The organism is Paenibacillus sp. JCM 9796 (assembly GCF_055379675.1).
The window spans coordinates 1,289,149-1,314,626 of record NZ_AP043723.1 but is presented as its reverse complement, the minus strand read 5'-3'; the positions used below and the strand labels follow the sequence as shown (position 1 = coordinate 1,314,626).

General features: G+C 52.6%; 23 protein-coding genes and 1 tRNA gene. 18 read left to right on the top strand and 6 right to left on the bottom strand.

Features of this window, described 5'->3' with window-relative positions; translation table 11 throughout:
- The first annotated feature begins 16 nt into the window (after positions 1-16).
- From ACZ439_RS06470 to ACZ439_RS06450, 5 genes are all read left to right on the top strand, one after another.
- Complete coding sequence (locus ACZ439_RS06470; protein WP_464620780.1) at positions 17-991, top strand: bile acid:sodium symporter family protein; 975 nt, start codon at positions 17-19, stop codon at positions 989-991.
- 85 nt (positions 992-1,076) lie between these two features.
- Positions 1,077-2,879: a two-component system histidine kinase PnpS gene (pnpS, locus tag ACZ439_RS06465; protein ID WP_054797462.1), complete on the top strand. Its 1,803-nt coding sequence runs from the start codon at positions 1,077-1,079 to the stop codon at positions 2,877-2,879.
- Between the two features lie 105 nt (positions 2,880-2,984).
- Complete coding sequence (locus tag ACZ439_RS06460) at positions 2,985-3,710, top strand: response regulator transcription factor (RefSeq protein ID WP_054797443.1); 726 nt, start codon at positions 2,985-2,987, stop codon at positions 3,708-3,710.
- Between the two features lie 123 nt (positions 3,711-3,833).
- Complete coding sequence (locus ACZ439_RS06455; protein ID WP_464620779.1) at positions 3,834-5,318, top strand: IS1182 family transposase; 1,485 nt, start codon at positions 3,834-3,836, stop codon at positions 5,316-5,318.
- A 275-nt stretch (positions 5,319-5,593) separates the two neighbouring features.
- Positions 5,594-6,682, top strand: coding sequence for a Gfo/Idh/MocA family protein (locus ACZ439_RS06450; protein WP_155615670.1), 1,089 nt, complete (start codon positions 5,594-5,596; stop codon positions 6,680-6,682).
- Between the two features lie 138 nt (positions 6,683-6,820).
- Here ACZ439_RS06450 and ACZ439_RS06445 read toward each other — a convergent pair whose 3' ends face one another.
- Complete coding sequence (locus tag ACZ439_RS06445; RefSeq protein WP_464620778.1) at positions 6,821-8,797, bottom strand: methyl-accepting chemotaxis protein; 1,977 nt, start codon at positions 8,795-8,797, stop codon at positions 6,821-6,823.
- A 253-nt stretch (positions 8,798-9,050) separates the two neighbouring features.
- Here ACZ439_RS06445 and ACZ439_RS06440 point away from each other — a divergent pair, with 253 nt between their 5' ends.
- The 6 genes from ACZ439_RS06440 (at position 9,051) to ACZ439_RS06415 (ending at position 15,442) form a co-directional block, all read left to right on the top strand.
- On the top strand, positions 9,051-10,031 hold the full coding sequence (locus tag ACZ439_RS06440) for a PstS family phosphate ABC transporter substrate-binding protein (protein WP_464620777.1): 981 nt from the start codon (positions 9,051-9,053) through the stop codon (positions 10,029-10,031).
- A 105-nt stretch (positions 10,032-10,136) separates the two neighbouring features.
- A complete protein-coding gene (gene pstC / locus ACZ439_RS06435) occupies positions 10,137-11,066 on the top strand; it encodes a phosphate ABC transporter permease subunit PstC (protein WP_127608734.1) in 930 nt (309 codons plus the stop codon).
- Positions 11,066-11,935, top strand: a complete 870-nt coding sequence (pstA, locus tag ACZ439_RS06430) for a phosphate ABC transporter permease PstA (protein WP_464620776.1) — start codon at positions 11,066-11,068, stop codon at positions 11,933-11,935. The genes pstC and pstA overlap by 1 nt, the downstream gene beginning before the upstream one ends.
- Before the next feature lie 25 nt (positions 11,936-11,960).
- Positions 11,961-12,716 (top strand): phosphate ABC transporter ATP-binding protein PstB, encoded by a 756-nt coding sequence (pstB, locus tag ACZ439_RS06425; RefSeq protein ID WP_127608732.1) that lies wholly within the window; start codon positions 11,961-11,963, stop codon positions 12,714-12,716.
- Between the two features lie 31 nt (positions 12,717-12,747).
- Positions 12,748-13,407 (top strand): phosphate signaling complex protein PhoU, encoded by a 660-nt coding sequence (gene phoU / locus ACZ439_RS06420; protein ID WP_054797449.1) that lies wholly within the window; start codon positions 12,748-12,750, stop codon positions 13,405-13,407.
- A 193-nt stretch (positions 13,408-13,600) separates the two neighbouring features.
- Complete coding sequence (locus ACZ439_RS06415) at positions 13,601-15,442, top strand: EAL domain-containing protein (protein ID WP_464620775.1); 1,842 nt, start codon at positions 13,601-13,603, stop codon at positions 15,440-15,442.
- Here the strand turns inward: ACZ439_RS06415 and ACZ439_RS06410 are convergent.
- Entirely contained in the window at positions 15,418-16,185 is a 768-nt protein-coding gene (locus tag ACZ439_RS06410) for an HAD family hydrolase (protein WP_127608729.1), read from the bottom strand. The genes ACZ439_RS06415 and ACZ439_RS06410 overlap by 25 nt on opposite strands.
- A 180-nt stretch (positions 16,186-16,365) precedes the next feature.
- Between ACZ439_RS06410 and polA the strand changes: the two genes are divergently transcribed.
- The 5 genes from polA (at position 16,366) to ACZ439_RS06385 (ending at position 22,064) form a co-directional block, all read left to right on the top strand.
- On the top strand, positions 16,366-19,101 hold the full coding sequence (polA, locus tag ACZ439_RS06405) for a DNA polymerase I (protein WP_464620774.1): 2,736 nt from the start codon (positions 16,366-16,368) through the stop codon (positions 19,099-19,101).
- A gap of 19 nt (positions 19,102-19,120) precedes the next feature.
- Positions 19,121-19,984 carry a DNA-formamidopyrimidine glycosylase gene (gene mutM / locus ACZ439_RS06400; RefSeq protein WP_054797452.1) on the top strand — a complete coding sequence of 288 codons (864 nt, stop codon included), beginning with the start codon at positions 19,121-19,123 and terminating at the stop codon, positions 19,982-19,984.
- A gap of 158 nt (positions 19,985-20,142) precedes the next feature.
- The gene (ytaF, locus tag ACZ439_RS06395) at positions 20,143-20,856 is read left to right on the top strand and encodes a sporulation membrane protein YtaF (RefSeq protein ID WP_464620773.1); all 714 of its coding nucleotides are present in this window, start codon (positions 20,143-20,145) and stop codon (positions 20,854-20,856) included.
- A 39-nt stretch (positions 20,857-20,895) separates the two neighbouring features.
- Positions 20,896-21,492, top strand: a complete 597-nt coding sequence (gene coaE / locus ACZ439_RS06390) for a dephospho-CoA kinase (protein WP_054797453.1) — start codon at positions 20,896-20,898, stop codon at positions 21,490-21,492.
- Positions 21,489-22,064, top strand: coding sequence for a lytic transglycosylase domain-containing protein (locus tag ACZ439_RS06385; RefSeq protein WP_127608725.1), 576 nt, complete (start codon positions 21,489-21,491; stop codon positions 22,062-22,064). The genes coaE and ACZ439_RS06385 overlap by 4 nt, the downstream gene beginning before the upstream one ends.
- Positions 22,065-22,154: 90 nt before the next feature.
- On the opposite strand, the gene ACZ439_RS06380 is transcribed toward ACZ439_RS06385, so the two are convergent.
- A complete protein-coding gene (locus tag ACZ439_RS06380) occupies positions 22,155-22,379 on the bottom strand; it encodes an alpha/beta-type small acid-soluble spore protein (RefSeq protein ID WP_054797454.1) in 225 nt (74 codons plus the stop codon).
- A gap of 95 nt (positions 22,380-22,474) precedes the next feature.
- On the opposite strand from ACZ439_RS06380, the gene nrdR reads away from it, so the two are divergent.
- Positions 22,475-22,957, top strand: a complete 483-nt coding sequence (gene nrdR, locus ACZ439_RS06375; protein ID WP_054797455.1) for a transcriptional regulator NrdR — start codon at positions 22,475-22,477, stop codon at positions 22,955-22,957.
- 156 nt (positions 22,958-23,113) lie between these two features.
- Positions 23,114-23,189: transfer RNA gene (locus ACZ439_RS06370), tRNA-Ala, on the top strand.
- An 81-nt stretch (positions 23,190-23,270) separates the two neighbouring features.
- Here the strand turns inward: ACZ439_RS06370 and ACZ439_RS06365 are convergent.
- From ACZ439_RS06365 to ACZ439_RS06355, 3 genes are all read right to left on the bottom strand, one after another.
- Complete coding sequence (locus tag ACZ439_RS06365; protein ID WP_464620772.1) at positions 23,271-23,792, bottom strand: hypothetical protein; 522 nt, start codon at positions 23,790-23,792, stop codon at positions 23,271-23,273.
- A 46-nt stretch (positions 23,793-23,838) separates the two neighbouring features.
- Positions 23,839-24,861, bottom strand: coding sequence for a transposase (locus tag ACZ439_RS06360; protein WP_464620771.1), 1,023 nt, complete (start codon positions 24,859-24,861; stop codon positions 23,839-23,841).
- Between the two features lie 87 nt (positions 24,862-24,948).
- Positions 24,949-25,413: a helix-turn-helix transcriptional regulator gene (locus tag ACZ439_RS06355; protein WP_464620770.1), complete on the bottom strand. Its 465-nt coding sequence runs from the start codon at positions 25,411-25,413 to the stop codon at positions 24,949-24,951.
- Positions 25,414-25,478 lie beyond the last annotated feature (65 nt).

The following is a 25,478-nucleotide window of genomic DNA, read 5'->3' as shown; positions in this document are numbered from 1 at the left end:
AGGAAGACGGACCGACATGAACCAGATAGGGAATCGTCTCAATACGTTCATTGAAACCTATTTATTTCTCTTAACCCCGGTATCGCTGATACTCGGGTTTCTTTTATCTGAGCAGTTCAAATCCGGGGTCGGCGCCATTCCGCTGCTGTTCGCTTATTTGACGTTCGTGATGGCGTCGGGCTGCAGCATCAAGCAAATCTGTGAAGCGCTGCGCATGCCCGGTACGATACTGCTGACATTCGTGATGACGCATATTGCGGCGCCCCTGGTCGCTTATGCGCTGAGCGCCGCTGTTTTCGGGGCGGATTCGCCTTACGTCGTAGGCTTCGTGCTGTTCGCGATCATTCCGCTCGGCGTGTCCTCGGTCCTCTGGGTATCGCTGTCCCGAGGTCACGTGCCGTTTACGCTGGCCATGATCGTGATCGACACGGCGCTGAGCCCGCTTGTCATTCCCGGCGCACTGGAGTTTCTGTTCGGCGCATCGATCGAGCTCGACCACGCCGGCATGCTGCTCGACCTGGTCATGATCGTCGTTGCTCCGACGCTGCTCGGCATCCTGGTGAATGAGTTGTCCCGCTACCGGTTCAAGGCGTGGTCGGCGCCTTTCTGCGGCCCGACCTCCAAGCTCGCCCTGTGCGTGGTCATTCTGATTAATGCGGCGGCCATTACCCCGCATGTGGTGGAACTGAAAGGCGATTTGCTGGCAGTCCTGCCGCTGGTCGTCATCCTGGTGGCCCTTTGCTACGGCATCGGGCTTGCCGGATCGCTCTGGCTGCGGAAGCCGGAGATGTTGGTCACACTGACGTACGTGTCCGGCATGCGGAATATTTCGCTCGGCCTCGTGCTGGCGCTCGCGTATTTCAGTCCACTGACGGCGGTGCCGGTCGTGCTGTCGATCCTTTTTCAACAGCCGTTTGCGACCATCAACAGTTTGTTTATGAAAAAATTCATGGCGTCGCGCCTTTACAATAAATTAACTGGCGTTTCCTGACCAAAGCCGTTAGGATAAGGAGTAAAATGTTTGGGACGGACAAGCGGACATCCGCATGCCCGAGCTTGGAGGGAAGCTTTACAGGATGAATAAGTTCCGTGCGCGACTGACCTTCATTTTTATCGCCTTGATTGGCTCGAGCGTGCTGTTGGCCGGTATTTTCATGGCGCGAATGCTGCAGCAGTCGAATATCGATTCGTTAAAAGTAAATATGGAACGCGAGCTGCGCATCATTATGACGACGGTCGAGTGGAAGGCCTCCGGCTTTGCTTCCATGGAAGAAAGGATTCAATATTTCACCGGGAAGGCATTGATGCTGAAGCAATCGGCCGATGCGCGTGTGACGTTCATTCAAGCGGACGGTACGGTGCTGGGCGATTCGGACAGCGATCCGAAAGGAATGGAGAATCACTCGGACCGCGAGGAGATTATTGCGGCGTCCCGGGACGGCATCGGGTATGCGACCCGGTTCAGCAGTACGCTCGGACGCAACATGCTGTATGCGGCTTTGCCGGTGAAGGCAGGCGATGAGAAGCTCGGTTATTTGCGTCTCGCGATGAGTTTAACTGAAGTGGAGCAATCGATCCGTAAAGTCTGGCTCGGTCTGCTCTCCGGTCTGCTGGTCGTGTTCGTGCTGGCCGGGCTGATCAGCTACCGGATCGCTTATGGGGTCACCCGGCCTATCGAGCTGATCACGAGCGTAGCCCAGCAAATTACGGACATGAACTACAAGTATAGGGTCAAGGTGAGCAAGAAAGATGAAATCGGGCAGCTCGGCATAGCCATTAACCGGATGGCTGACAGCTTGCAGCTGCAGATGAACCGGATTCTCGAGGACGAAAGCCGGTTGAAAAGCGTGCTGGAGAACATGATCAGCGGCGTCGTCATGATCGATCGGGACGGTAACATCGTGCTGTTAAACCGTTCTGCCGAGGAGATTCTCGGATTCTCCGCGCCGGAGCTGCTAGGCAAGCGTTTTGATCAAGCGAAGCAGCAGTTCGAATTTACGCAGCTCATTCAAGAGTGCATCGATTCGAAGGCGCATATCCGCGACGAGATGGTATTTTATTTCCCGACCGAGCGTATCCTCGAAATCAACTTGAACCCCATCTCCGAAGTGAGCGCCAAGTGGTCGGGTCTGCTGATCGTCCTGCACGACATTACGGCGGTTCGCCGCCTGGAACGGATGCGCAGCGAGTTCGTCGCCAATGTGTCGCATGAGTTGAAGACGCCGATCGCGGCCGTGAAGGGCTTTGCCGAGACGCTGCTGGCGGGGGCCCTCGACGATAAGGAAACGGCGCGATCGTTTCTGCAGATCATCTTCGACGAGAGCGAACGTTTGAACCGCTTGATCGGCGATATTTTGGAGCTTTCGAAAATCGAATCGAAGCGGATTCCGCTCCATTTTTCACCGGTGCATCTGCAGCCGTTCATCGGGAACTGCCTGAATGTGCTGCGTTCACAGGCCATGAGCAAAGAGATTGAACTGCAAATGTCGGTTCCTGAAGACATCTATATGGAGGCGGATGAAGACCGGCTGCGGCAAATATTGATCAATCTGCTGTCCAACGGCATTAACTATACGCCGGAAGGCGGCAAAGTGAGCATTCGCGTCGAACATATGACGGGCGGTTCCGATGCGGTGGAGAGCGACAAGGTTCGTTTTACCATCACCGATACGGGAATCGGAATTCCAAAGAAGGACATTCCGCGTATCTTTGAACGGTTTTATCGGGTGGATAAAGCGAGGTCGCGAAGCTCAGGCGGGACGGGACTCGGTTTGTCAATTGTGAAACACTTGGTAGAGCTGCACAAGGGCACCATTCGCGTCGAAAGCGAGGTCGGCGTCGGGTCGAAGTTTATCATTGAGATGCCGCTGATACATTGATCTATTTCATAGCGTGTTACGTTTTTAAAAGTTTTTCGGGTTTGTCAGCACGGACAGGCTATGTTAAGCTTAAAGTATATATAGATATGAAGTCGGGGGATTCCCATGCCGCAAAAAATACTTGTTATCGAAGACGAGCCTACGTTAGCAAGATTGCTGTCCTATAATTTAACCCAAGAAGGCTATGAAACCAAGGTCATCGATCACGGAAGCGACGGTTTGCAGGCAGCGCTGCAGCAGCAGTTCGATCTGATTGTGCTCGATATCATGCTTCCCGGGATGAACGGTTTTGATATTTTATCGAAGCTCCGGCAGAAGGGCAATAAGACGCCGGTTATCATTCTAACCGCACGTAATGCGGAAGAGGAAGTCGTGCAGGGGCTGAAGTACGGCGCAGACGATTACATCACGAAGCCGTTCGGTGTGGCCGAGCTGCTCGCCCGGGTGTCCGCGGTGCTTCGCCGTACGATGTCGGAGGAAGCGGCTCACGAGAAGACGGGGAACGGCGAGAAGGTTATCATGGCCGGCGATTTGATGATTTACCCCGAGAAGTACGAGGTTGTTCTGGTCGGAGAATCGATTCCGCTGCGGCCCAAGGAGTTTGAGGTATTGCTGTATTTGGTGCAGCGGCCCGGGGTCGTCGTGACGCGGGACGATCTGATGAACATCGTCTGGGGCTTCGATTATATCGGCGGCCAGCGTACCGTCGACGTCCATGTCAGCTCCTTGCGCAAGAAGCTGGAGATGAACCAACAATCGGTGCAGATCGAATCGATACGCGGCGTGGGATATAAGCTCGTGACCACCCCGGTGAAGAAGGATAAGAGTTAGAGAAACGGCCCTAGTGAAGAGAGCCCTGCAAAACGAATACAGATTCTGTAAAAAACAACCCAATGCCGCGCAGGCATTGGGTTTGTTGTATACTGGAAGAAAAGTAAAGAGAGTTGAATAAGATTGCTACACTCGGCTAAGCAAATGACCACATCGTTCCATGCGGAGTTATATAAATTTATCCCGGAAGATCATCTACTTAAGAAGATTCACGGTATTGTGGACTTCAGTTTCATCCATGAGCTAGTGAAAAATTCATATTGTGAGCATTATGGCAGACCGGCAAACGAGCCGGAGCTGCTTTTTCGCTTGCTATTTTTACAGATCCTATACAATCTTTCGGATGAGCGAATGATACAAGAAGCGCAGGTTAACCTGGCTTACAAATGGTTTATCGGGGTAAATCCGGAAGATGCATTGCCGGATGCTTCGCAACTCTCACGTTTCCGTAACCACCGTCTTGGCGTAAGTCAAGTGGCTGATGTGCTTAAACAAGTAGTAGGCCAGTGCATCGACAAAGGGCTCATCAAGTCGAAAACCATCATTATGGATGCCACGCATACGCATGCAGCAACCCAGCGTCAACAGCCGCTGAACGTGCTTCGGGAAGCAGCCAAACGACTATTTCGTGTTGTGGTAAAACGGCATCCAAAGCTAGAGAAGAAGCTTCCTCCCTTGCCGAAAGTCAAGAGTGAGCAAGAAGATGCAGAGAAGGTCATGTTGCGCTATCTCGCCGAGCTTGGTCAAACGGTAGAAGAGTTGTTGCCGGACCATGAAGGGGCAATAAGCGACAAATTGCATATCGCGAAGGAAATCGTAGAAGACGAGCGCCTGCTAGCAAACAAAGGCATTCGATCAGCAGTAGACCCAGATGCAAGGTTCGGCTGGAAAAGCAGGACTAAGTCTTTTTTTGGCTATAAAGAGCACCTGGCTATGACAGAAGAAGAATTCATTACAGCTGTTGAAGTGACACCGGGAACCAGTGATGACGGTAAGCAGTTAACTACTCTGCTGGCGCAAACGAAAGTAAACGGGATTGTAGTTGAAGAAATCATTGTAGACACGGCATACTCCGGAAAAGACAATCTGGCAGAAATGAAAAAAGAAGCCATTCAGCCTATCGTTCCACTGAATCCCGTTGTTCACTCGGGAGGCGAACGCCAAGAAGGGTTCGAATACAACAAGGACGCTAACTTTGTAGTCTGCCCCGCAGGCGAACATAGCATTCGCAAAGCGATTCAAGGCAGTAAAAATACTGGAGACAGCCGTTCGCTCGTATTCTACTTTGACGTAGAGAAGTGCAAAGAATGTCCGTTGCGCGAGGGCTGCTACAAACCGGAGTCCAAAAGCAAGACATACTCCATTCGAATCATTGCTGAGCACTTCAAAGAACAAATGGAGTTCGAACTAAGTGATACGTTTAAAGAGCGGATTAAACGTAGGCCGATCATTGAACATAAAAACGCAGAGATGAAGAGGTTCCACGGTATGGAAAGGGCCAAATATCGAGGTCTTTTTCGTATGCGAATACAGGCCTATCTCACTGCGTTCGTTGTAAATGTGAAACGAATGGTTAGGTTAATAGAGCAAAAGCAGCCCGCCCTCTGACGAGGAACGAGCTGCTTTTTTAGTTTTCCAATCACTTTTACCAATTCAGAGAACTTGTTTTCTCAAAATTGAGGATTTTGCAGGGCTCTCTTCACTAGGGCCGTTTTTTTGCGGTAACAAAATATTTCCCGGGAAACGCCGCGCAGCGGCGCATGCCAAAATCGGATGCAAAGAAAGCCAAATACGCCATATCTTTTTCCTTGGACTTGTCTATACTAAATGTAAAGCGCCTTTATCGGCATTATACAAGCTATGTCCAGGGAGGAATATGAATTATGTCTAAAGTGTATAGAATCGGTATTATCGGCTGCGGCGGCATCGCATTCGGCAAACATATGCCTGCGCTTCAAAACCAGCCGAACGCTCAAATGGTCGCTTTCTGCGACATTCATGAGGATCGGGCCCGGGACGCGGCACAAAAATTCGGCACCGCTGAAGCGAAGGTGTACACCGATTACCGGGAGCTTCTGTCGGATTCGAGCCTGGATATCGTCCATATATGTACGCCTAACGATTCCCATGCCGATATTACGATCGCTTCGCTGGAATCGGGCAAGCACGTCATGTGTGAAAAGCCGATGGCCAAGACGGCGGCCGACGCAAGACGTATGGTCGAAGCGGCCAAACGAACCGGCAAAAAGCTGACGATCGGCTACCAAAACCGGTTCCGTCCGGATAGCCAATTCTTAAAGCAAGTATGCGAGGATGGAGAGCTCGGCGACATCTATTACGCCAAAGCGCATGCGATTCGCCGCCGCGCGGTGCCGACTTGGGGCGTGTTCCTCGACGAAGAGAAACAGGGCGGGGGGCCGCTCATCGATATCGGGACGCACGCGCTTGACCTGACGCTCTGGATGATGGACAACTACAAGCCGAAAGCGGTACTGGGTACGGCGTTCCATAAGCTGTCGCAGAAGGAAAATGCGGCGAATGCCTGGGGATCCTGGGACCCGCAAAAGTTTACGGTTGAGGATTCGGCATTCGGGATGATTACGATGCAGAACGGCGCGACGATCGTACTGGAGTCGAGCTGGGCCATTAATATGCTGCAAACCGGGGAAGCCAAGACGACGCTTTGCGGTACGGAAGGCGGCGCCGATATGTGGGACGGCCTGCGCATCAACGGGGAGAAGCACAGCCGGTTGTTTACAAATGAAATCCAGCTTGATGCAAAAGGCGTAGACTTCTACGATGGAGCCAAAGAAAGTCCGGCCGATCTGGAAGCCCGCATGTGGCTGGAAGCGATCGAGAACGATACCGATCCGGTGGTCACGCCGGAGCAAGCTTGCGTCGTTTCGGAAATTCTAGAAGCGATTTACGAATCCTCCAAAACGGGCAAGGCCGTTTATTTCGAAGAAAAATAACGCAAAAAACGTACCGGAAGCAGACCATGCTTCGGTACGTTTTTGTTTATTATCGGCGCCAGGAAGTTCGCTTTATGTCTCTTTGCCATCCGCCACCTCGCCCGAGGTTCAAGCCCCTGGCGGGGGGCAGCCTCGGACCTATACCGTCACCAGCTTCTTCTTCTCCTCTTCGCTCTTCTCTTGCCCTTCGGCTTTCTCCGCTTCTTGGGTGTTCACTGTTGTCCGCTGAGGTTCCCTGAGGGCATCGTTTCGATCCATCCCCGGGTTAAATCCGCTTGCTGTCTCGGCGTTCGGGCGGTTTTCGCTCCCGCCGTTTCGCTCCTCCAGGGCCATGGCTTGCGCCTCCGGCGCTGCCGGATCGCCGTCCGTTGACGGTTCAGCCTCGCCGATCTTGAATTTGTTGATTTCCGTGAACAGCCACTGGGCCAGCTCCAAGATGTCGTCGGCTTCGCGGGCGATCTGGTGTATAGCCGCATCCTGCTGAAGCGAGGAGGAGTTGACTTCTTCGACACCGGCAGCCGTTTCCTGCGCGATGGCAGCGACATGCTGGATCGACTGAACGAGCTGGTTGTTTTTGTCCTCCGCCGCGGCGATACGCGAATGAATTTGTCCGATATGGCTGGAGAGCTCGTCCATCGATTGGCGAATTTCCTGGAAAGCCGCGAGGCTGTCGCTCATCTTGCCTTTCTGCTGTTCGAACGATTGCTTCGCTTCCCCCAGAGTTGCTTCAAGTTCTTTAATTTGTGTCATCAACGATTTGACGATGACGGCAATCGTCTTGGACGAATCATTCGTCTGCCCCGACAGCAGCCGCACTTCCTCGGCGATGACCGAGAAGCCTTTGCCGTGTACGCCGGCTCTGGCCGCTTCGATCGCGGCGTTCAACGCAAGCACATTCGTCTGCGTGGAAATATCCGAAATGGTGCCCACGATCCTGGCGATTTGCGCGGAGCTGCGCGATAACGTCTCCATAGCCTGATACACGTGATGAAGCACTTCTTCCGAGCGCCGCGCCGCGCTCTGCAGCTCTTCCATCGATTCCGAACCGGTATGCGTATTGATAGCCGCTTCGCGGCTCTTGCGCTGCATCGTGTCGGTGAACTTCGCGATATCGCGCACCTGCTCGTCCAGCTCGTTGATCGTCGTCGAGCTGAGCTCCGTATATTGCGCCTGCTGCTCGGCGCCTGCCGAAATTTCATGAATGGCGCGCACAATTTCCTTGTTGGCCAAGGCTGTCGAGCCCGAGAATTCGCGGAACATGCTGGAGTGCGTGGACAGCGACGAGGCGATGCGCTGCGAGTTTTGCAGCATCCCGCGAACTTGCCCGATCATATGATCGAAGTCGCGGCTCAGGTTGCCGAGCTCGTCGCGCGACGTGTTGTTGATCCGGCTCGTTAAATCGCCTTGGGCAATTTGCCTTACGGCTTTTTGCAAACGGCTGATCGGTCTCATGAAGGAGCGAATCAACAAGAAGGCCACACCTGCACTAACGACGAGAACAAGCAATACGGCTATTAAAGAGGTGTTCTGCGACTGCTTCACATATTCGTTCGAGCTGGAGATTGCCGCTTGTACATCGGATTCGTAAGCCTGGTTAAACTGATCGACCAGCTCGAAGATGTATTCCTTATGTACTTGCGACAGCTCGTGCACCTTGGCTAACTGCTCGTTCATCTCCACGGGAGACAAATTGGGGTTGCGGACAATCTGCAGGGCGGTGTTGAACGTAGCCGTATATTCGGTAGACGTGTTGGTCAGCTTAGCGCTCCATTTACGCTGGTCGCTGTTGGAGGCGCTGGATGCGATTTGTTCGACCAGCGTGTAAAAGTCTGCGCTCTTTTGTTCGAACTGGCCGATTAATTTCTCATCTTTGGAAATAATATATCCAGATTTAACGGCGTCGATCTCGTTCGTTTTGATTTTCAGCTCCAGAGCGAGCCGCTGCTTGTTCATTTCCGCATTCTGATGAAGCACTTGTTGATGAATGCCGTTCATTTGGCTTCTATTAAAGGCAGACACGGCGACAAAAATGAGCAGCAGGGCTGTAAAGCTAAGAATCAGTTTGGCTTTCAGCGTAAATTCGAGGCTAAGCCATGTTCGAATAGATGAAACCATTCGTTTCCCTCCCTGTAAGGTGTAATTTTCTATGACTATCGTACTATTCGAAAATTAAGCGATTGTACGAGAAATGTTAATTTCATGTAAATGTTTGTCGAATGAGGCAGCGTTCTTGCGGCACTTTGACGTTTCGTTGCAGAGATTTCGAGATTTTTTACATTGCGTTAACAAATGATTGAATTAGCGAAAACAATAAGGAGATAAGATTGTCATTGTGAGCGACAAACACAAATTTTAAGGAGTGGTCAAGTTGTTTAAGAAAAGCACGTTGGCGGTAACTGCGGCAGTAATGGCATTGTCTTTGGCGGCATGTGGTACTAAAGCAAACGAGAATACGCAAGGTGGCGCAACGCCGGCTCCTTCCGCAGCGACTCCGGCTCCAGCAGGTCTGAAGGGCGAGATCAAAATTGACGGTTCTTCCACCGTGTTCCCGATCTCCCAGGCTGTGGCCGAGGAGTTCATGAAGAAAAATAAAGATGTAAAAATTACAGTCGGCGAGTCCGGTTCCGGTAACGGCGCGAAGAAATTGATCGCTGGCGAAATCGATATCGCGGACATGTCCCGTAAGTTCAAAAAAGAAGAATTGGACGAATTGAAAACGAAACAAAGCACCGAAGCATTTGAAATGCCCGTGGCCTTGGATGGCATTACCGTTGTCGTAAACAAAAAGAACACGTTCGCGAAGGATATGACGGCAGAGGAATTGAAAAAGATTTGGAATAAAGACAGCAAATTGAAAAAATGGAACGAAGTTCGTCCGGAATGGCCGGATAAAGAAATCAAGTTGTACGGCCCAGGTACGGCTTCCGGTACGTTCGAATTCTTTACGGAAGCGATCAACGGCAAAGCAAAAGAATCCCGCGCGGACTACACGGCTTCCGAGGACGATAACGTACTTGTGAAGGGCGTAGCCGGCGATGAGTTTGCTCTCGGCTACTTCGGTTTCTCTTACTACAAAGAAAATGAAGATAAGTTGAATGCCGTTGCGATCAAGAAGGATGCGAACGCTCCGGCAGTAGCTCCGACTCACGAAACGATCGAAAAAATGACCTATGCGCCGCTTTCCCGTTACATCTTCGTGTATCCGACGAAGAAAGCGATCGATCAACCGCACATTAAAGAATTTTTGAAATATTACAACAGTGCGGAAGGCATGAAATTGGTTGAAGCCGTTAAGTATATCAAGCTTCCTCAAGATATTTTGAACAAAAACCTGGAATTATTGAAATAATGAACCTGAATCTGTAAAAAAGTTTGGAAGCCGTGGCACTCCGGAGGTTCGCTGTGGAGTGCCGCGGTTTTCCGACTATTACTTGCTTTACACGGGGGGATGTTTATGGACAAAAAAGTTTCGCCTCAATTGACAAAAGTAAATTATAAAAAGAAAAAAAACGTATTATCCTCCGATGTGCTGATACCCAAGATATTGGCCTTTTTTGCTGTTATTTCGATTATGACGACCGTCGGCATCGTGCTGATCCTCATCGTCGAATCGTTCGGCTTTTTCCGGGAAGTCCCGTTCTGGGAATTCATCAGCGGCATCCAGTGGACACCGCTGTTCGAGCCGCCGCAGTACGGCATTTTACCCCTGATCTCGGGTACACTGCTCATTACGCTGATCGCCAGCGCCGTCGCCATCCCGATCGGGCTCGGCAGCGCCATTTATTTAAGCGAATATGCACCTGCAAAAGTGCGGAATATCGTCAAACCGATTCTGGAAATATTGGCGGGCATTCCGACGATCGTATACGGCTTCTTCGCCCTGACGTTCGTTACGCCTGTACTCCGGTTCATCATTCCGCAAACGGAAATATTCAATGCCCTTAGTGCGGGCATCGTTGTAGGAATCATGATTATTCCGATTATTTCCTCTTTAAGCGAAGACGCTATGGTTGCTGTGCCAACAGCGCTTCGCAACGGCGCTTACGCGCTTGGGTCGACCAGGTTGGAGGTAGCTTTGAAAATCGTCGTTCCGGCCGCTTTCTCCGGTATCGTCGCATCCTTCGTGCTCGGGTTGTCCCGTGCGATCGGCGAAACGATGATCGTGACACTGGCGGCGGGCAATATGGCTGTAATGGCCTATAATCCGCTGCAAAGCTTGCAAACGTTGACGGCTTATATCGTATCGGTCAGCTCTGGCGATACACGGTATGGATCAATCGAATATTTAACGATTTATGCAGTAGGGATGACGTTGTTCGTCATGACATTGGCTATGAATATTCTGGCAAGCTACATTTCCAGAAAGTTCAGGGAGGAATACTGATGGAAAGCCATAATGAACTTCAGCACATCAACAAACGCAAAAGCAAAAATAAACGTTTCCATCAGTTGTTTTTTGCATCCACCTGCTTCGGAATTGTTGCGCTTGCTTTATTGCTTATACAAATCTTATATCAAGGTCTCGGCTGGTTGGATTGGGACTTCCTGAGCAACTATTCATCGCGTTTACCGGATCGGGCCGGCATTCTGGCCGCCTTCGTCGGTACGTTGTGGCTGATGGCGATTACGGCCCCTCTCACGTTCATCATCGGTGTCGCAACCGCGATTTACCTGGAGGAATATGCCAAAGACACTTTATTCAGCCGTATTATCCAAACGAACATCGCGAACCTCGCCGGCGTTCCCTCCATCGTGTACGGACTGCTCGGATTGACGGTTTTCGTCCGGCTGCTGCATTTGGAACGCAGTATCTTGTCCGGCGCGTTGACGATGACGCTGCTCGTGCTGCCGATTATTATCGTCTCCTCGCAGGAAGCGATCAAGACGGTGCCGCAGTCGCTGCGGAACGCTTCATTCGCGCTCGGCGCGAACCGCTGGCAGACGATCACCCGCGTGGTGCTGCCGACGGCCTTGCCGGGCATTCTAACCGGATCGATTCTGTCGTTGTCCCGGGCAATCGGAGAGACGGCTCCGCTTATCGTCGTCGGCGCGGTCGCTTACGTGGCTTTCTTGCCGCAATCGCCGATGGATACATTCACGGCAATGCCGATCCAGATTTTCAACTGGGCGAGCCAGCCGCAGGCGGAATTTCAGAACGTGGCCGCGGCAGGGATTATTTTATTGCTCATCATGCTGCTCAGCATGAATGCGTTCGCCATCTATTTGCGCAACAAGTATCAGAGGAAGCTGTAGAAGACCGTTCAGGAGGAGCCTAGAGATGACAACGATTGTAGATATAAAGCAGCTGGATTTATATTATTCCGAATTTCATGCGTTAAAGAAAGTGGACATGGAAATTTCCGAAAGCTCTGTCACCGCCTTCATCGGACCTTCCGGCTGCGGGAAGTCGACGCTGCTGCGGACGTTAAACCGGATGAACGATATGATCAAGGGCATCAGGATTGAAGGGAAAGTAGCCATCGACGGTCAAAATATTTACGACCCCGATGTGAATGTCGAGCTGCTGCGCAAAAACATCGGCATGGTATTCCAGCAGCCGAATCCTTTCCCGAAATCCATTTACGATAACATTGCGTATGGTCCGCGCATTCACGGCATAAAAGATAAAGAACAGCTCGATCACATCGTCGAGACGAGCTTGAAGGCGGCTGCGTTGTGGACCGAGGTCAGCGGCAACTTGAAAAAGTCGGCCTACGGTTTATCCGGCGGCCAGCAGCAGCGGCTGTGCATCGCAAGAGCGCTCGCCGTGAACCCGCGCATTCTGCTGATGGACGAACCGACGTCCGCACTCGATCCGATCTCGACGCTGAAGATCGAAGAGCTGATCCGCGAGCTTCGCGAGAAATATACGATCGTTATCGTCACGCACAATATGCAGCAAGCTGCACGGATTTCCGACTTCACGTCCTTCTTCCTGAATGGCGAAGTGATCGAATCCGATCAAACGGAGAAAATTTTCACGACGCCGACCGACCAACGGACGGAAGATTATATTACAGGACGTTTCGGTTAATTACGACAACGATAATTAGGAGGAGTAGCGGATGGACACGAGGTCGAATTTTCATCAAGCGGTGGAAGATTTGCAGCAAGAACTGCTCAATATGGGCACTCTGGTAGAGAACAGCATCGAAGGAGCGGTTGAAGCGTTGGCGAAGCGGGACGAAGCGCTGGCTAAGCAAACGATCGATCAAGACGATCAGATTGACGATAAGCTGCTGCAAATTGAAGAAAATTGCTTGCGCCTCATTGCGCTGCAGCAGCCGATGGCCAGCGATCTGCGGATCATCGGGACGGCGCTCAAAATCGCCGTCGACTTGGAGCGAATCGCCGATCACGCGGTCGATATCGCGAAGATCGCCCGGCGTCTGGCAGGCAAAGACCCGGTGAAACCGCTGGAAATCATCCCGAATATGGCGTTGATCGTTCGGGAAATGCTGAGCGAAAGCTTGCAATCGTACACGCAGCGGGACGTGCATCGCGCAGCGAGGCTCGCCGAACGCGACGACGAGGTCGATAAGCTGTACAGCTCGGTCGTGGAGGAGATCAACGGCCTCATGAACAGTGACTTGGCGCGCAACCGCGAGTTGTCGCAGCTGATGCTGGCCGCGCATTTCCTTGAGCGCGTCGCCGATCATACGACCAATATCGGCGAAGGCGTTATTTATATGGTTACGGGTAAGCGTAAAGATCTGAATGTTTGAGGAGAAGAGTACAGTTTTGGCCAACTGCCGAAGCTGTGCTTTTTTTAAATTTCCGTTTAACCGGTGACGGATACAAGAAGCAATATTTTACAATATTTTAACATGCGCTGTCGTTTCCATTTAATACTAGGTTGAAGGTCCTATGTTATAGTGAATGTAGAATAAGACTACAATTCGATAAGTAGGGATGGATATGGCAGCAGACCGAAACTTGATCGAGTCGTCAGCGGAAGTGAGGCGAGCGCTGCGGGAAGAGCTTCTCGACCTGTTGCACTCGAAGAACATCCGCTCCGTGTATCAGCCCATCGTCTCCTTGAGCGACGGGGAGGTCCTCGGTTACGAGGCTTTAACGCGCGGACCGGAACGGAGTGCGCTTCATTCCCCGCTGCCGTTGTTTGAGTTGGCCGAACAAGAAGGCTTGTTGTACCCGCTCGATAGGCTGGCGCGGTCGAATGCGATCGGAAGCGTCACGCTGCGCAGCGGGAAGCAGCAGCTCTTTTTGAATTTGTCGGCGGACATCTTGAACGACCCTTTGTTTGCCCCGGGGCAAACGCTAGAGCTGCTGCGCCTTCGCGGTCTCACACCGGCTAACGTCGTGTTCGAAATTACGGAGCGCAGCTCGATTGAAGATTTTGAGAAGACCAAGCATATCCTGGATCACTACCGGAAGCAGGGCTACCGGATCGCCATCGACGATGCGGGGGCAGGTTACTCGTCGCTGCAGGCCATTGCCGAATTGCACCCGGATTATATCAAGGTGGACCGTTCTCTCGTCTCCGGCGTGCATCGGAACAAAACAAAGGAATATATCCTTGAAACGATGGTGACGTTCGCCGAGAAGCTCGGCGTCTATTTGATCGCCGAAGGGATAGAAACCGAGGAGGAGCTGACGAAGCTTACGCTGATGGGGGTCCATTACGGACAAGGTTTCTTGCTGGGACGTCCTGATAAGGAACCGGCGGATCTAACTCCCGAGCTTCGGCAGCATATTGTCTCACACCGCAAAAAACTCGAGATGTCAGGGCATGTGCTAAGCATCGGCGAGCTGAGTTCCCCCTCCCCGACGTTCGACGCCCAGACACCGATTTCGACCGTAGCCAATTACTTCAAAGAACATGTAAACGCCCAAGGTGTGGTGGTGACGACTGGGAGCGAGCCCGTCGGCCTTATTATGCGCGATCGGTTATTTCAGCAATTGGCCGGGCAATACGGCTATTCGCTCTTTTGGAATCGGCCGATCGATTCAATCATGGACGTTCGGCCCTTAATCGTTGAGGAGCATACGCCGGTAGAATGGGTTTCGCGGCTTGCCACATCCAGGGATATTCGTAATTTATACGATCTGGTCATCGTCACGTCGAAAGGCTGCATGCTTGGCACCGCCTCCATCCGCACCATTCTGGAATGCATGACGAATGTGAAGATGGAGAATGCCAAAGTCGCCAGTCCGCTTACCGGATTGCCCGGTAATTTACAGATTAACCGCGAGCTGAATCGGAGGCTGACCGAGGGCCGTCACTTCTCGGTCATTTATGCCGACCTCGATTACTTCAAATGGTTTAACGACCGTTACGGCTTTCATCAGGGCGACCAGTTGATTCAGTTTACGGCCGATTGCATTCAACAGGCGATCCACCTTGCCGGCATCCCGGATGACTTTGTCGGACATATCGGCGGTGACGATTTCATTGCCATGAGCGGCACCTCCAACCCGGAATTGTTATGTACGGACATCCTTCAGCGTTTTGACCGGGGCGTTCGGGCGTTTTATGAAGTAGACAACTGGTCTTACGTCGAAGACCGGCACGGCAATCGGATGGAGAGCGGTGGTGTGACATTGTCGTTAGCGCTGGTCGTCTGCAAGTCCGGGCTCGGCGTGACGCCCGAGCAAATTTCACAGGTCTCGGCCCGGCTGAAAAAGCTGTCCAAGGCGTATCGCGGCAGCGTGTATTACTGCGACTGCATCGGCTCGGAGGCGACGGCTCCCGCCGCTGATCCGCAGCCTGCGCATCACGGGAACAAATCGAGCATCTGATCCAGGCGCCGGATTAAATACACTTTTCTTTTTCCCAGCCGGTGCTGGGAAATTTTTTTGCCCTCCGCCGCGGAGTCTCTGTCCTCGTGCAGCCATACGGCGTCGAGCCCGGCTTTAACCGCTCCGCATACGTCGTGCTTCCACGAATTGCCGACCATGACGGCATGTCGCGGAGGGAGCTGCAGCGCCTGCAGCGCTGTCTTGAACAAGAGCGGGGCGGGCTTTTTGTCCGCCGGCTTGAGGGCGGTGTAGATGCGTTCCTGCGGAAAGAACGGATGCAGGCCGAACCTCTGGAGCAGCAGCATCACTTCGGCGCGCGGGCTGTTGCTGATGATCGCGAGCTTGCAGCGCGGAGCGAGCGCGGCAAGCGTTTCGAGCGTGTGCGGGGGCATGGTCTTGGCAGAGACCTGCAGCTGCAGCACTTCCTTCATAAAATCACGGGTCATCGCGGAGGAGAACGGAATCTGCTGTTCCTCGAACGCTTCGCGCAAGCATTGCTGCTGCAGTTCGTCAAGCTGCTTGAAGGTGGCGCGAGCCTTCTTGCGATGATGCCATTTGCCGATATAGGCCTGCCATAATTGCCCGGCATCCGGCGTGTCGTCAGTACTCCAACGGGCCGTGTAGCGGCTCCACACCTCGCGAAAACTGGCTTCAAAGCTGAGCCCCCGCACGACCAACGTCTGATTGACATCGAAGAATACGGCTTGCTTTCCGCTAAGCGGTTTGTCTTCAGTCACTTTCATCCCTCCGGTTTCCTGGCGCGATGCGAACGCAAAGCGCGGCTAGGAGCGAGTTAGTTCATTTTATGCGAGCTTAGCCCGGGTCACCCCTGTTCCGTCCGCTTTCGTTTATGTTTTTTTCTTCTGGAGTCGTATGCTATCATGTAGGTAGAAGGTAGTCTGCCTGCGAATGGGGTGTAATCGTTGTCCAAGCTTATTTTGATCGATGGAAATAGTATCGCGTATCGTGCGTTTTTTGCGCTTCCTCTGCTCAGCAACTCGAAAGGGCTGCACACGAACGCGGTTTACGGATTTACGACCATGTTATTGAGATTGTTAGAGGAACATCAGCCGTCGCACTTCCTTGTGGCGTTCGATGCGGGGAAGACGACGTTTCGGCATAAAGGTTATGCGGAATATAAAGGCGGGAGGGAGAAGACCCCGTCGGAATTGACCGAGCAATTCCCGCTGCTGCGGGAGCTGCTTGCTTCGTTCGGGATCAAACAGTTCGAACTGGAAGGATACGAGGCTGACGATATCATCGGTACGGTCACCCGGCTGGCCGAGGGTCAGGACGAGCTGAAGGAAGTCGTCGTCGTGACAGGGGATAAAGATATGCTGCAGCTCGCCTCCGACAAGGTTCATATCGCGTTAACGAGGAAGGGGATCAGCGAGATCGAGCTGTTCGACCCTGCTCATATCGACGAGAAGTATGGGCTGAAACCGCAGCAAATCATCGATTTGAAGGGACTTATGGGCGATACGTCCGATAATATTCCGGGCATTCCCGGGGTCGGCGAGAAGACGGCGCTCAAGCTGCTGCATGAATACGGGACCGTAGAAAACGTATTGGAGCATGCATCGCAGATCAAAGGGAAGATGGGCGAGAAGGTCGCCGCACATGCCGACGATGCGCGGATGAGCAAGGAGCTTGCGACCATATACCGCGAGGTGCCGGTCGATATGCCGCTCGATTCGCTCTCTTATGCGGGTTACGACAAGCAGGCGCTCGGGGAGATGTTCCGCAAGCTGGAATTCAAATCGCTGCTGGAACGGCTCGATTTGCATAGCGTCGGTGTCGGCGGAGACGAATCGTCTGAGAACGGGACGGAAGCGGCTCCGGCCGCTTCCGTGGAGACGGTGCGGGTATCCGATCAGTCGCAGCTGGACAAGCTTATCGCTGCGCTGCCGCGCGTAAAAGCGCTCCACATCGAAGTGATCGGAGACAATCCGCATACGGCCGAGGTGCTCGGCATCGCGTTCTATGAGGCGGACGATGCGGGAGGCTCCTCCGAAGCGCAGGAGGATTCCGGCGCCGAGTCAGGCCGCGTGCACTACGTTCCGTTCGACGTGCTGACGGGGGATGGCGCCGGCGAAGTTCGCGCCTGGCTGGCCGACGAAGGCAAGTCGATCACCGTGTACGACTTGCATAAGGCAGTCGTCGCTCTTTGGTGGAGAGGCATCGAGCTGCAGGGCGTGGCCTTCGACGTGCTGCTGGCCGGTTATTTGCTCGATCCGACCGAGTCTACGCTGACGCTGTCCGGTCTGACGTCGCGTTACGGCTTGCCGGCGCTGCCTGCCGACGAAGACGTGTTCGGCAAGGGGGCGAAGTTCCAGGTGCCGGAGCAGGACGTACTGGCCGGCTTCATGGGACGCAAGGCGGCAGCCGTGCAGCGGCTGACGCCGAAGCTGATGGCGGCCCTTGAGGCCAGCGAAATGCACGGGTTGTTCTACGAGCTTGAGCTCCCGCTTGCGCTTGTATTGGCTTCGATGGAGAAGAAGGGCATCAAGGTCGATACCGAGGAGCTGAAGGGGTACGGCGCCGAATTGAGCGGACGGGTCGAACAGATTATACAGAGCATCTATGAATCGGTCGGCACGGAATTCAACATCAATTCGCCGAAGCAGCTCGGCGAAATTTTGTTCGAGAAGCTGCAGCTGCCCGTTGTGAAGAAGACGAAGACCGGCTATTCCACCGACGCCGAGGTGCTCGAGAAGCTGCAGGACCGCCACCCGGTCGTTGCTCAAATTTTGCATTACCGCACGCTGGCGAAGCTGCAATCCACGTATGTGGAAGGGCTGCTGAAAGAGGTTCGGCCCGATACCGGCAAGGTGCACACGTACTACAGGCAGACGATCGCGGCTACGGGCAGGCTGAGCAGCCAATACCCGAACCTGCAGAACATCCCGGTCCGTCTCGAAGAAGGACGCAAAATCCGCAAGGTATTCGTGCCATCCGAACCGGGGTGGCGTATCTTGACGGCCGACTACTCGCAGATCGAGCTGCGCGTGCTCGCGCACATTTCACAGGATGCGCGGCTCATTGAAGCGTTCCGCAACAATATGGACATTCATACGAAGACGGCGATGGACGTGTTCGGCGTGGCGGAGGAGCAGGTCGACTCGAATATGCGCCGCCAAGCGAAAGCCGTTAACTTCGGCATCGTGTACGGCATCAGCGATTACGGCTTGTCGCAGAACCTGAACATTACCCGTAAAGACGCGGCTCAGTTTATCGAGCAATATTTTGCCGTGTTCCAGGGGGTTCGCCAATATATGGAAGATATTGTGAAGAAGGCGCGGACCGACGGCTACGTCACGACGCTGCTCCACCGCCGCCGCTATTTGCCGGAGATTACGGCGTCCAACTATAACATCCGTTCGTTCGCGGAACGAACCGCGATGAATTCGCCGATCCAGGGATCTGCCGCGGACATCATCAAGCTGGCTATGGTGCAGCTGGATCGGCGCATGCTGGAAGAAGGCGTGCGAAGCCGCTTGCTGCTGCAGGTACACGATGAGTTGGTGCTTGAAGTGCCGGAAGAGGAACTGGAGTCGATGAAGCGCATGGTGGCGGAAGTCATGGAATCGGCGCTCCAGCTGGACGTGCCGCTTAAGGTCGACGTCGACAGCGGCACGAATTGGTACGAAGCGAAATAATCGGGAGGGACACAACATCATGCCGGAATTGCCTGAGGTCGAGACGGTCCGCCGCACGCTGCAGCAGCTTGTTGTAGGCAAAACCGTCGAACGGGTGACCGTCCGCTTGCCGCGGATCGTTCAGCATCCGGACGACATCGAAATTTTCGCCGCGCTGCTTGTTGGTGAAACGATCCGTTCGGTGGAGCGGCGCGGGAAATTTTTACGCTTCATCTTCGATCATTATACGCTCGTCTCCCATCTGCGGATGGAAGGCCGATACGGGGTTTACCGTTCAGACGAACCCCTTGAGCCGCATACGCATGTCGTGTTTCATTTCACGGATGGGAGCGAGCTGCGGTATAAAGATGTGAGACAGTTCGGCACGATGCATATTTTTGCCAAAGATCAGGATTTGCAGGAGGCGCCGCTGCGCAAGCTCGGTCTTGAGCCGCTCGACGAGGCGTTCACGCTGAAGGCGATGACCGACCGGCTCGCGAAGCGGACGACCAAAATTAAGCCGCTCCTGCTCAATCAGGAATACATTGTCGGCATCGGGAATATTTATGTGGATGAATCGTTGTTTAGGGCCGGCATCCATCCGGAGCGGGAAGCGAACTCGTTGTCCGCGTCCGAATGGGCCAAGCTGCATGAGGCGATTGTGTCGACGCTGCGCGATGCGGTAGCGGCCGGCGGCTCCTCGATCAAATCGTTCGTGAACGGACAAGGCGAGATTGGGATGTTTCAGCACCAGTTCAACATGTACGGCCGTCAAGGAGAGCCTTGCCCTACTTGCGGGCAGCACATCGAGAAGAAGGTCGTGGCCGGACGCGGCACGCACTACTGCCCGAAGTGCCAGCCGTTGAAACGCAAACGCAGCTCGGGCGGCAAGACCAAAGCGTAACGGCGGCCGATTATGAACGAATGATGCACCACCCGCCCAGAACTCCCATATAGTAACCAGTGAGACGTTCGCGAGGTATAAGCTTTAGGGCTGACTGCGTCGTTGCACAACGATTGAACCGCCGCTAATTCGACGGTTTCTAGCTGGGAGGAAAGAGCATGCTGCCGGTCTTTTCATTAATGCTGCTGGCGCTTGCCGTCAGTTTGGACGGCTTCGGCGTCGGCGTCACGTACGGGCTGCGCAAAATTCGGATACCGTTCTTGTCGGTGGCGATCATTTGCTGCGTCTCGGGCTTGATTATTTTGCTCTCGATGCAAATCGGCGTATGGATGAGCGGTTTCGTTCATCCGAATGTCGCCAAGGATATCGGCGCTTTCATCTTGATGGGCATCGGTGTGTGGGCGCTGTATCAGCTGTTTATGCAAAAAAAGGATGAGGATCCAGGTCTGGATTCTAACGATGGAGAGGAATCCGTATCGGCAGCCGGGAGGTCTGAAGCAAGCGAGGCGCCGCCAGTTGCGGTCACGGCGAAAGAGATTGTGTACATCGAGCTGAAGCGATTCGGCCTGGTTATCCAAATCTTGCGGAAGCCGTCGATCGCCGATATGGACCGTTCCGGCAATATCTCGGCGTACGAGGCGACGCTGCTTGGTCTGGCACTGTCTCTGGATGCGTTTGGCGCAGGGATCGGGGCCGCGTTGATCGGCTTTACGCCCTGGCTCACAGCGGCAGTCATTACGCTGTCGAGCGGCATTTTTCTCGGATTCGGCTTGAGAATCGGGTTTCGGTACGCAGAGATGAAATGGGTTCGCCGGTTGTCGGTGCTGCCCGGATTTGTTTTGATCGTGATGGGCATCATGAAATTGTTATAACTACGTTCTTGATATGGTGGAATAGGCAGGGATCTTACGATGAATATCGGATTAACCGGCGGCATCGCGTGCGGGAAAAGCACGGTGGCCGCCATGCTCGTCCGCCGCGGCGCACTGCTTGTCGATGCGGACCGCATCGCCCGTGAAGTGGTTGAGCCGGGCACGCCCGTGCTGGCGAAGGTCATTGAACGTTTCGGGGCTGATTTGCTGCAGGAGGACGGCTCGCTCAACCGCAAGAAGCTTGGCGAGCGTATCTTCGGCGACCCCGAGGCGCGCCGTGACTTGGAGGGTCTGCTGCATCCGTCCATTCGCGCAACGATGCGCGAGCGGATGCGGGCTTATGAGAATGAATTTCCGGACAGGCTGGTAGTCGTGGATATTCCGCTGCTGTACGAATCCGGCTTACAGTCGATGGTGGAGCGGGTCATGGTCGTGTACGTTCCGCGCGAAGTACAATTGATGCGGCTGATGGCTCGCGACGGGTTATCGCCGGAGCAAGCGGAGCAGCGGCTTCAATCGCAAATGCCGATTGAAGAGAAACGGCGACTGGCGGACATTGTCATCGATAATACAGGCTCGCTGGAAGAAACGGAAAAGCAAATCGAGGCGTTCTGGAAGGAAAGGGGGCTTACATGAAGTTTTGGCGCAAGAAGCGGGTATTCGCCATATTGCTGCTGACCTTTCTCATTTTTTTATTTTTGAGCAGCTCGTTCATCGGACGTCTATTGTACCCTATTCATTATGAAGACGACATTCGCCGGAACGCGTTTCAGTATGAGCTTGATCCGTTCTTGATTGCGGCAATCATCCGTGTTGAATCCAATTATAAGCCGGATACCGAATCGAATAAGGGGGCCTACGGCTTGATGCAGCTGATGCCCGACACTTCGAATTGGATTATCGAGAAAGCGCCGTTTGACACCGAGTATAAGAAAAAATTAGGCACCCCGGCGGTCAGCATCGAGCTCGGCTCGTGGTATTTGCACTGGATGGACAAACAATTCGGCGGAAATATGCATGCGATGATCGCGGGTTACAATGCGGGGCATGGCAAAGTCAGCCGATGGCTGCAGGAGAAGGCGTGGGACGGTACGTTACAGAACGCCAATCAAATTCCTTACGGTGAAACGAGACATTACATTCAACGCGTGATGTACTACTATAACAAATATCATAAACTGTACGGGGACGAATGGAGCCGGGGGTAGTCCCGACCTTTCAATGCAAAGAAGCATCGGACAGGCAGCCCTTGCGGGAGCCTTGTCCGACACTTCTTGCGTATTCCTCAAAACGTGTTATTATTTGAATTGACCGGCTAGTTGCTGCTCAGCGATTTGTACCAGGCGTCGTGTGATGTGACCACCGATTGCACCAGTATCACGAGTAGCCATGTTACCGTAGTAACCATCCTGAGGAATGGCGATACCCAGTTCCTGTGCTACTTCGTATTTCAGTTGATCCAACGCTGCATTTGCTTGAGGGACTACCAAAACGTTGCTGCTGCGGGATTGACCTGCACCCATGTCTGTTCACCTCCTTGTCGTTGGTAATCCTATTATGTGCGTAATGGCGATCTTCATGTGAGGAAGTCGCTGGAAACTTGAAAGGATGAAATTCGATGAAATGCCCTTATTGCGACTATCCCGGGACGAAAGTGCTTGACTCCCGCCCCGCTAATGAAAATAAATCGATACGCCGCCGCCGCGAATGCGAGAAATGTACGAAGCGCTTCACGACGTTCGAGATGGTGGAAGAGACTCCGTTGATCGTCATAAAGAAGGACGGCAGCCGGGAAGAATTCAGCCGGGAGAAAATGCTCCGCGGCCTTATCCGCGCTTGCGAGAAGCGTCCGGTTTCGGTCGAGCGTCTCGAGATGATCGTCTCCGAAGTCGAGAAGCAGGTGCGCAACACCGCCCACGCCGAAGTAGACAGCCGCGATATCGGTGAAATCGTCATGAGCGAGCTGTACCCCGTGGACGAAGTGGCCTACATTCGCTTTGCTTCCGTGTACCGACAATTCAAGGACATCAACATGTTCATGAAGGAGCTTAACGAGCTGCTCGGCAAGCATCATGTCGGCGGCGAAGGCGGGAAAAATTAATTAACGCAAAAGCGTTGACAAGCTTAGTTCCTCTGTGTTATTATCTTTTTTGTCGCCACACGGATCATTAGCTCAGCTGGGGTTCCAAACTTGGCAAATGCACTACCTTAAAGTAAGTGATTGAATGTTGCAAGAAATTGTATAATTGGAAAATTTGGGGCCATAGCTCAGCTGGGAGAGCGCATCGCTGGCAGCGATGAGGTCAGGGGTTCGATCCCCCTTGGCTCCACCAATATCTATTAAATTAACGCAGCCAGAGCGGCTGCGTTTTTTGGTATGGCGGTAACTCCTGAAGAGTCGGTCTTCTTTTTTTTTACAGCGGAATAACCAACACACTGTGTTTATTTTCAAGTTCTTGTAGGTAAGCCAGTGGATTTTTTCTGAACCTTCGGCGAAGGACGCTTTCTTTTAGTCGGTTATTCCAATGCTGTTTTTGTTGTTTGTAATTCTCATAAGAAACAAGACTTAGTCTGTCAGACAAGTCTTTCTGTCGCAGTGCATCGTCGACAAGCACAATATATTCGCCATTTCGAAGTATGTATTCATTCCAGCTACGACGACCTGTCATCCAACGATGACGCGTCTTCGTCTGCCGGAAAAAACGTTCATGGTCATTGTTTGTTCGTGGTAAATGCGAATGATCGTAGCAAGAGAATAAGCCTTTCCAAAAGCCTTTTGTGTAGCTCTCTACGTTCTTCAACATGGGCAAGTCGGTATCCCGATCATAAATGCTTCGCATCCAGATAAGGATTTGAGTCATTTCCTCACGGACGGTGTGACCAGTTTTGTGTTCAGACGGTTCTAGTGCTTTAACGATGCGGCGAATAGGTTCCATCCACCGGCATGTATCGTAGTAATGAGATTCAAATGAATCTAATTTGCTAAATATTCTGACGATGGATTGAAGAATCGAAGGCCCCTTTTTTACTCAGGCATTGTTCAAGTGACGCCTGAATCGCTTTCGCATTTTGGTAAATTCGCATGCCGGGCAGATCCAGTGGCGGATTGCCGTCTTCTAATAGCAGGGATCTCGCAGCTGCGATGTAACCCCGAGCTACTTCGCTCTCTTCTGAAGATTGGGCTTCTACCCTACGCTCGATCTCCCGGATGCCGCGGAGACTTTTCTTGATCTCAGTTTTGAGTTTTCGATCCAGGTCCACAACCGGCTTGGCGATGTCTTTCAAATAGTGATACTGGCAGTATTGGTAAGGTACATTCGGCAATAACTTTTCAAAGGCTAGACGAATCGACTGTTGGCCATCGCTGACGATTCCAATGATAGGATAGCCAAGCTGGGCGATGGGGCGAATGAGATTTTGAAGCTCTTCTGATGATCCGCTGTTCAAGTTTTTCGCGACAAGTACCGTGCCGCTGAACACTTCACGAATGACATACAGTGTTTCGTTTCCTTTCTCTGGTTGAACGCCGTCCATGGAAAGCATCAGACCGCCGTTTTGCTCAGCTACGACTTTCAGAACTTCGCTGACATGCTGATCAATACTTGCGCCAAGAAGAGCGAGGTACCGCTCGTAAAGCATTTGAGCGTTGCGGTCGGTTGTCTTTACGCCGCGGCCATTCAGTTCATCAGCAATCTCTTGACGAGTCATGTGATGCTTAAAGCGCAGCTCACCTACAAGACAGAGCACGTCGAATCCGTAGGTCGTAAATTTCATACAGAGTTTTTCTGCTTCAGCAGACCTGTAAAGCGCACCGGGATGAGGGCACTTCTGGCTAGGACAGCGGTACGCCATACTCCATGCGAAAATAACTCCTTGTAACGTCGAAATTTTCTTTTTCCATACAGCATGTGCTCGCACAAGTTTTGATTCACAGTGCGGGCAGTTCGACATTTCGGGACGAAAGTATATGGTTTTTTCAGGAACGATTCGATTTTTAGGACGCATAAAGAGGCCCCTGTTCATTGAGAAATGATACCCCATTACTTCGACAAACAGAGGTCGAAAACCTCTGTTGTATGGTTACCCTGATTTTTAAAGACTCATCAGTTTCTTTATCAGTTCAGTTTTTCCTTTTACTCCAGCTTTCTCATAAATCCTGCCCAAATGCTTTTTGACGGTGATTTCCGTCACATGAAGTTGTTCGGCCATCTCAGCGATCGAGGAACAGGTCATAGACGATAAGGCAATTTCACGTTCACGGGGAGTTAGGTTGAAAGTTCCCTTAGGTAGGGTTGGATTCAATGAGACCCCAGCTTTTTCAATGAGGCCCTTCACATAATTTTTTAGATTCATCCCGCGTAAATCGATTTTGTTCGATTTGCTCTGTTGCCAACACAAAGGAAACGACTTGTCCGTATTAGCGGCAACGTGCGGTAAAGAAGAGTCAGGCAGGTAGATTGCCTGGCCTGACTTTTTTCTCGCCGACACGAGGGCACGTGCGCGGCGACAAAGGCAACCGTTATTATCTATCCTCATCGAAGCTTTAGAAGATGCCATGGTCTGGCGACCTGATGGCATCTTTCTGTCTAAGTTCCGCTCCATTTGTGGTATAATGGGAATAA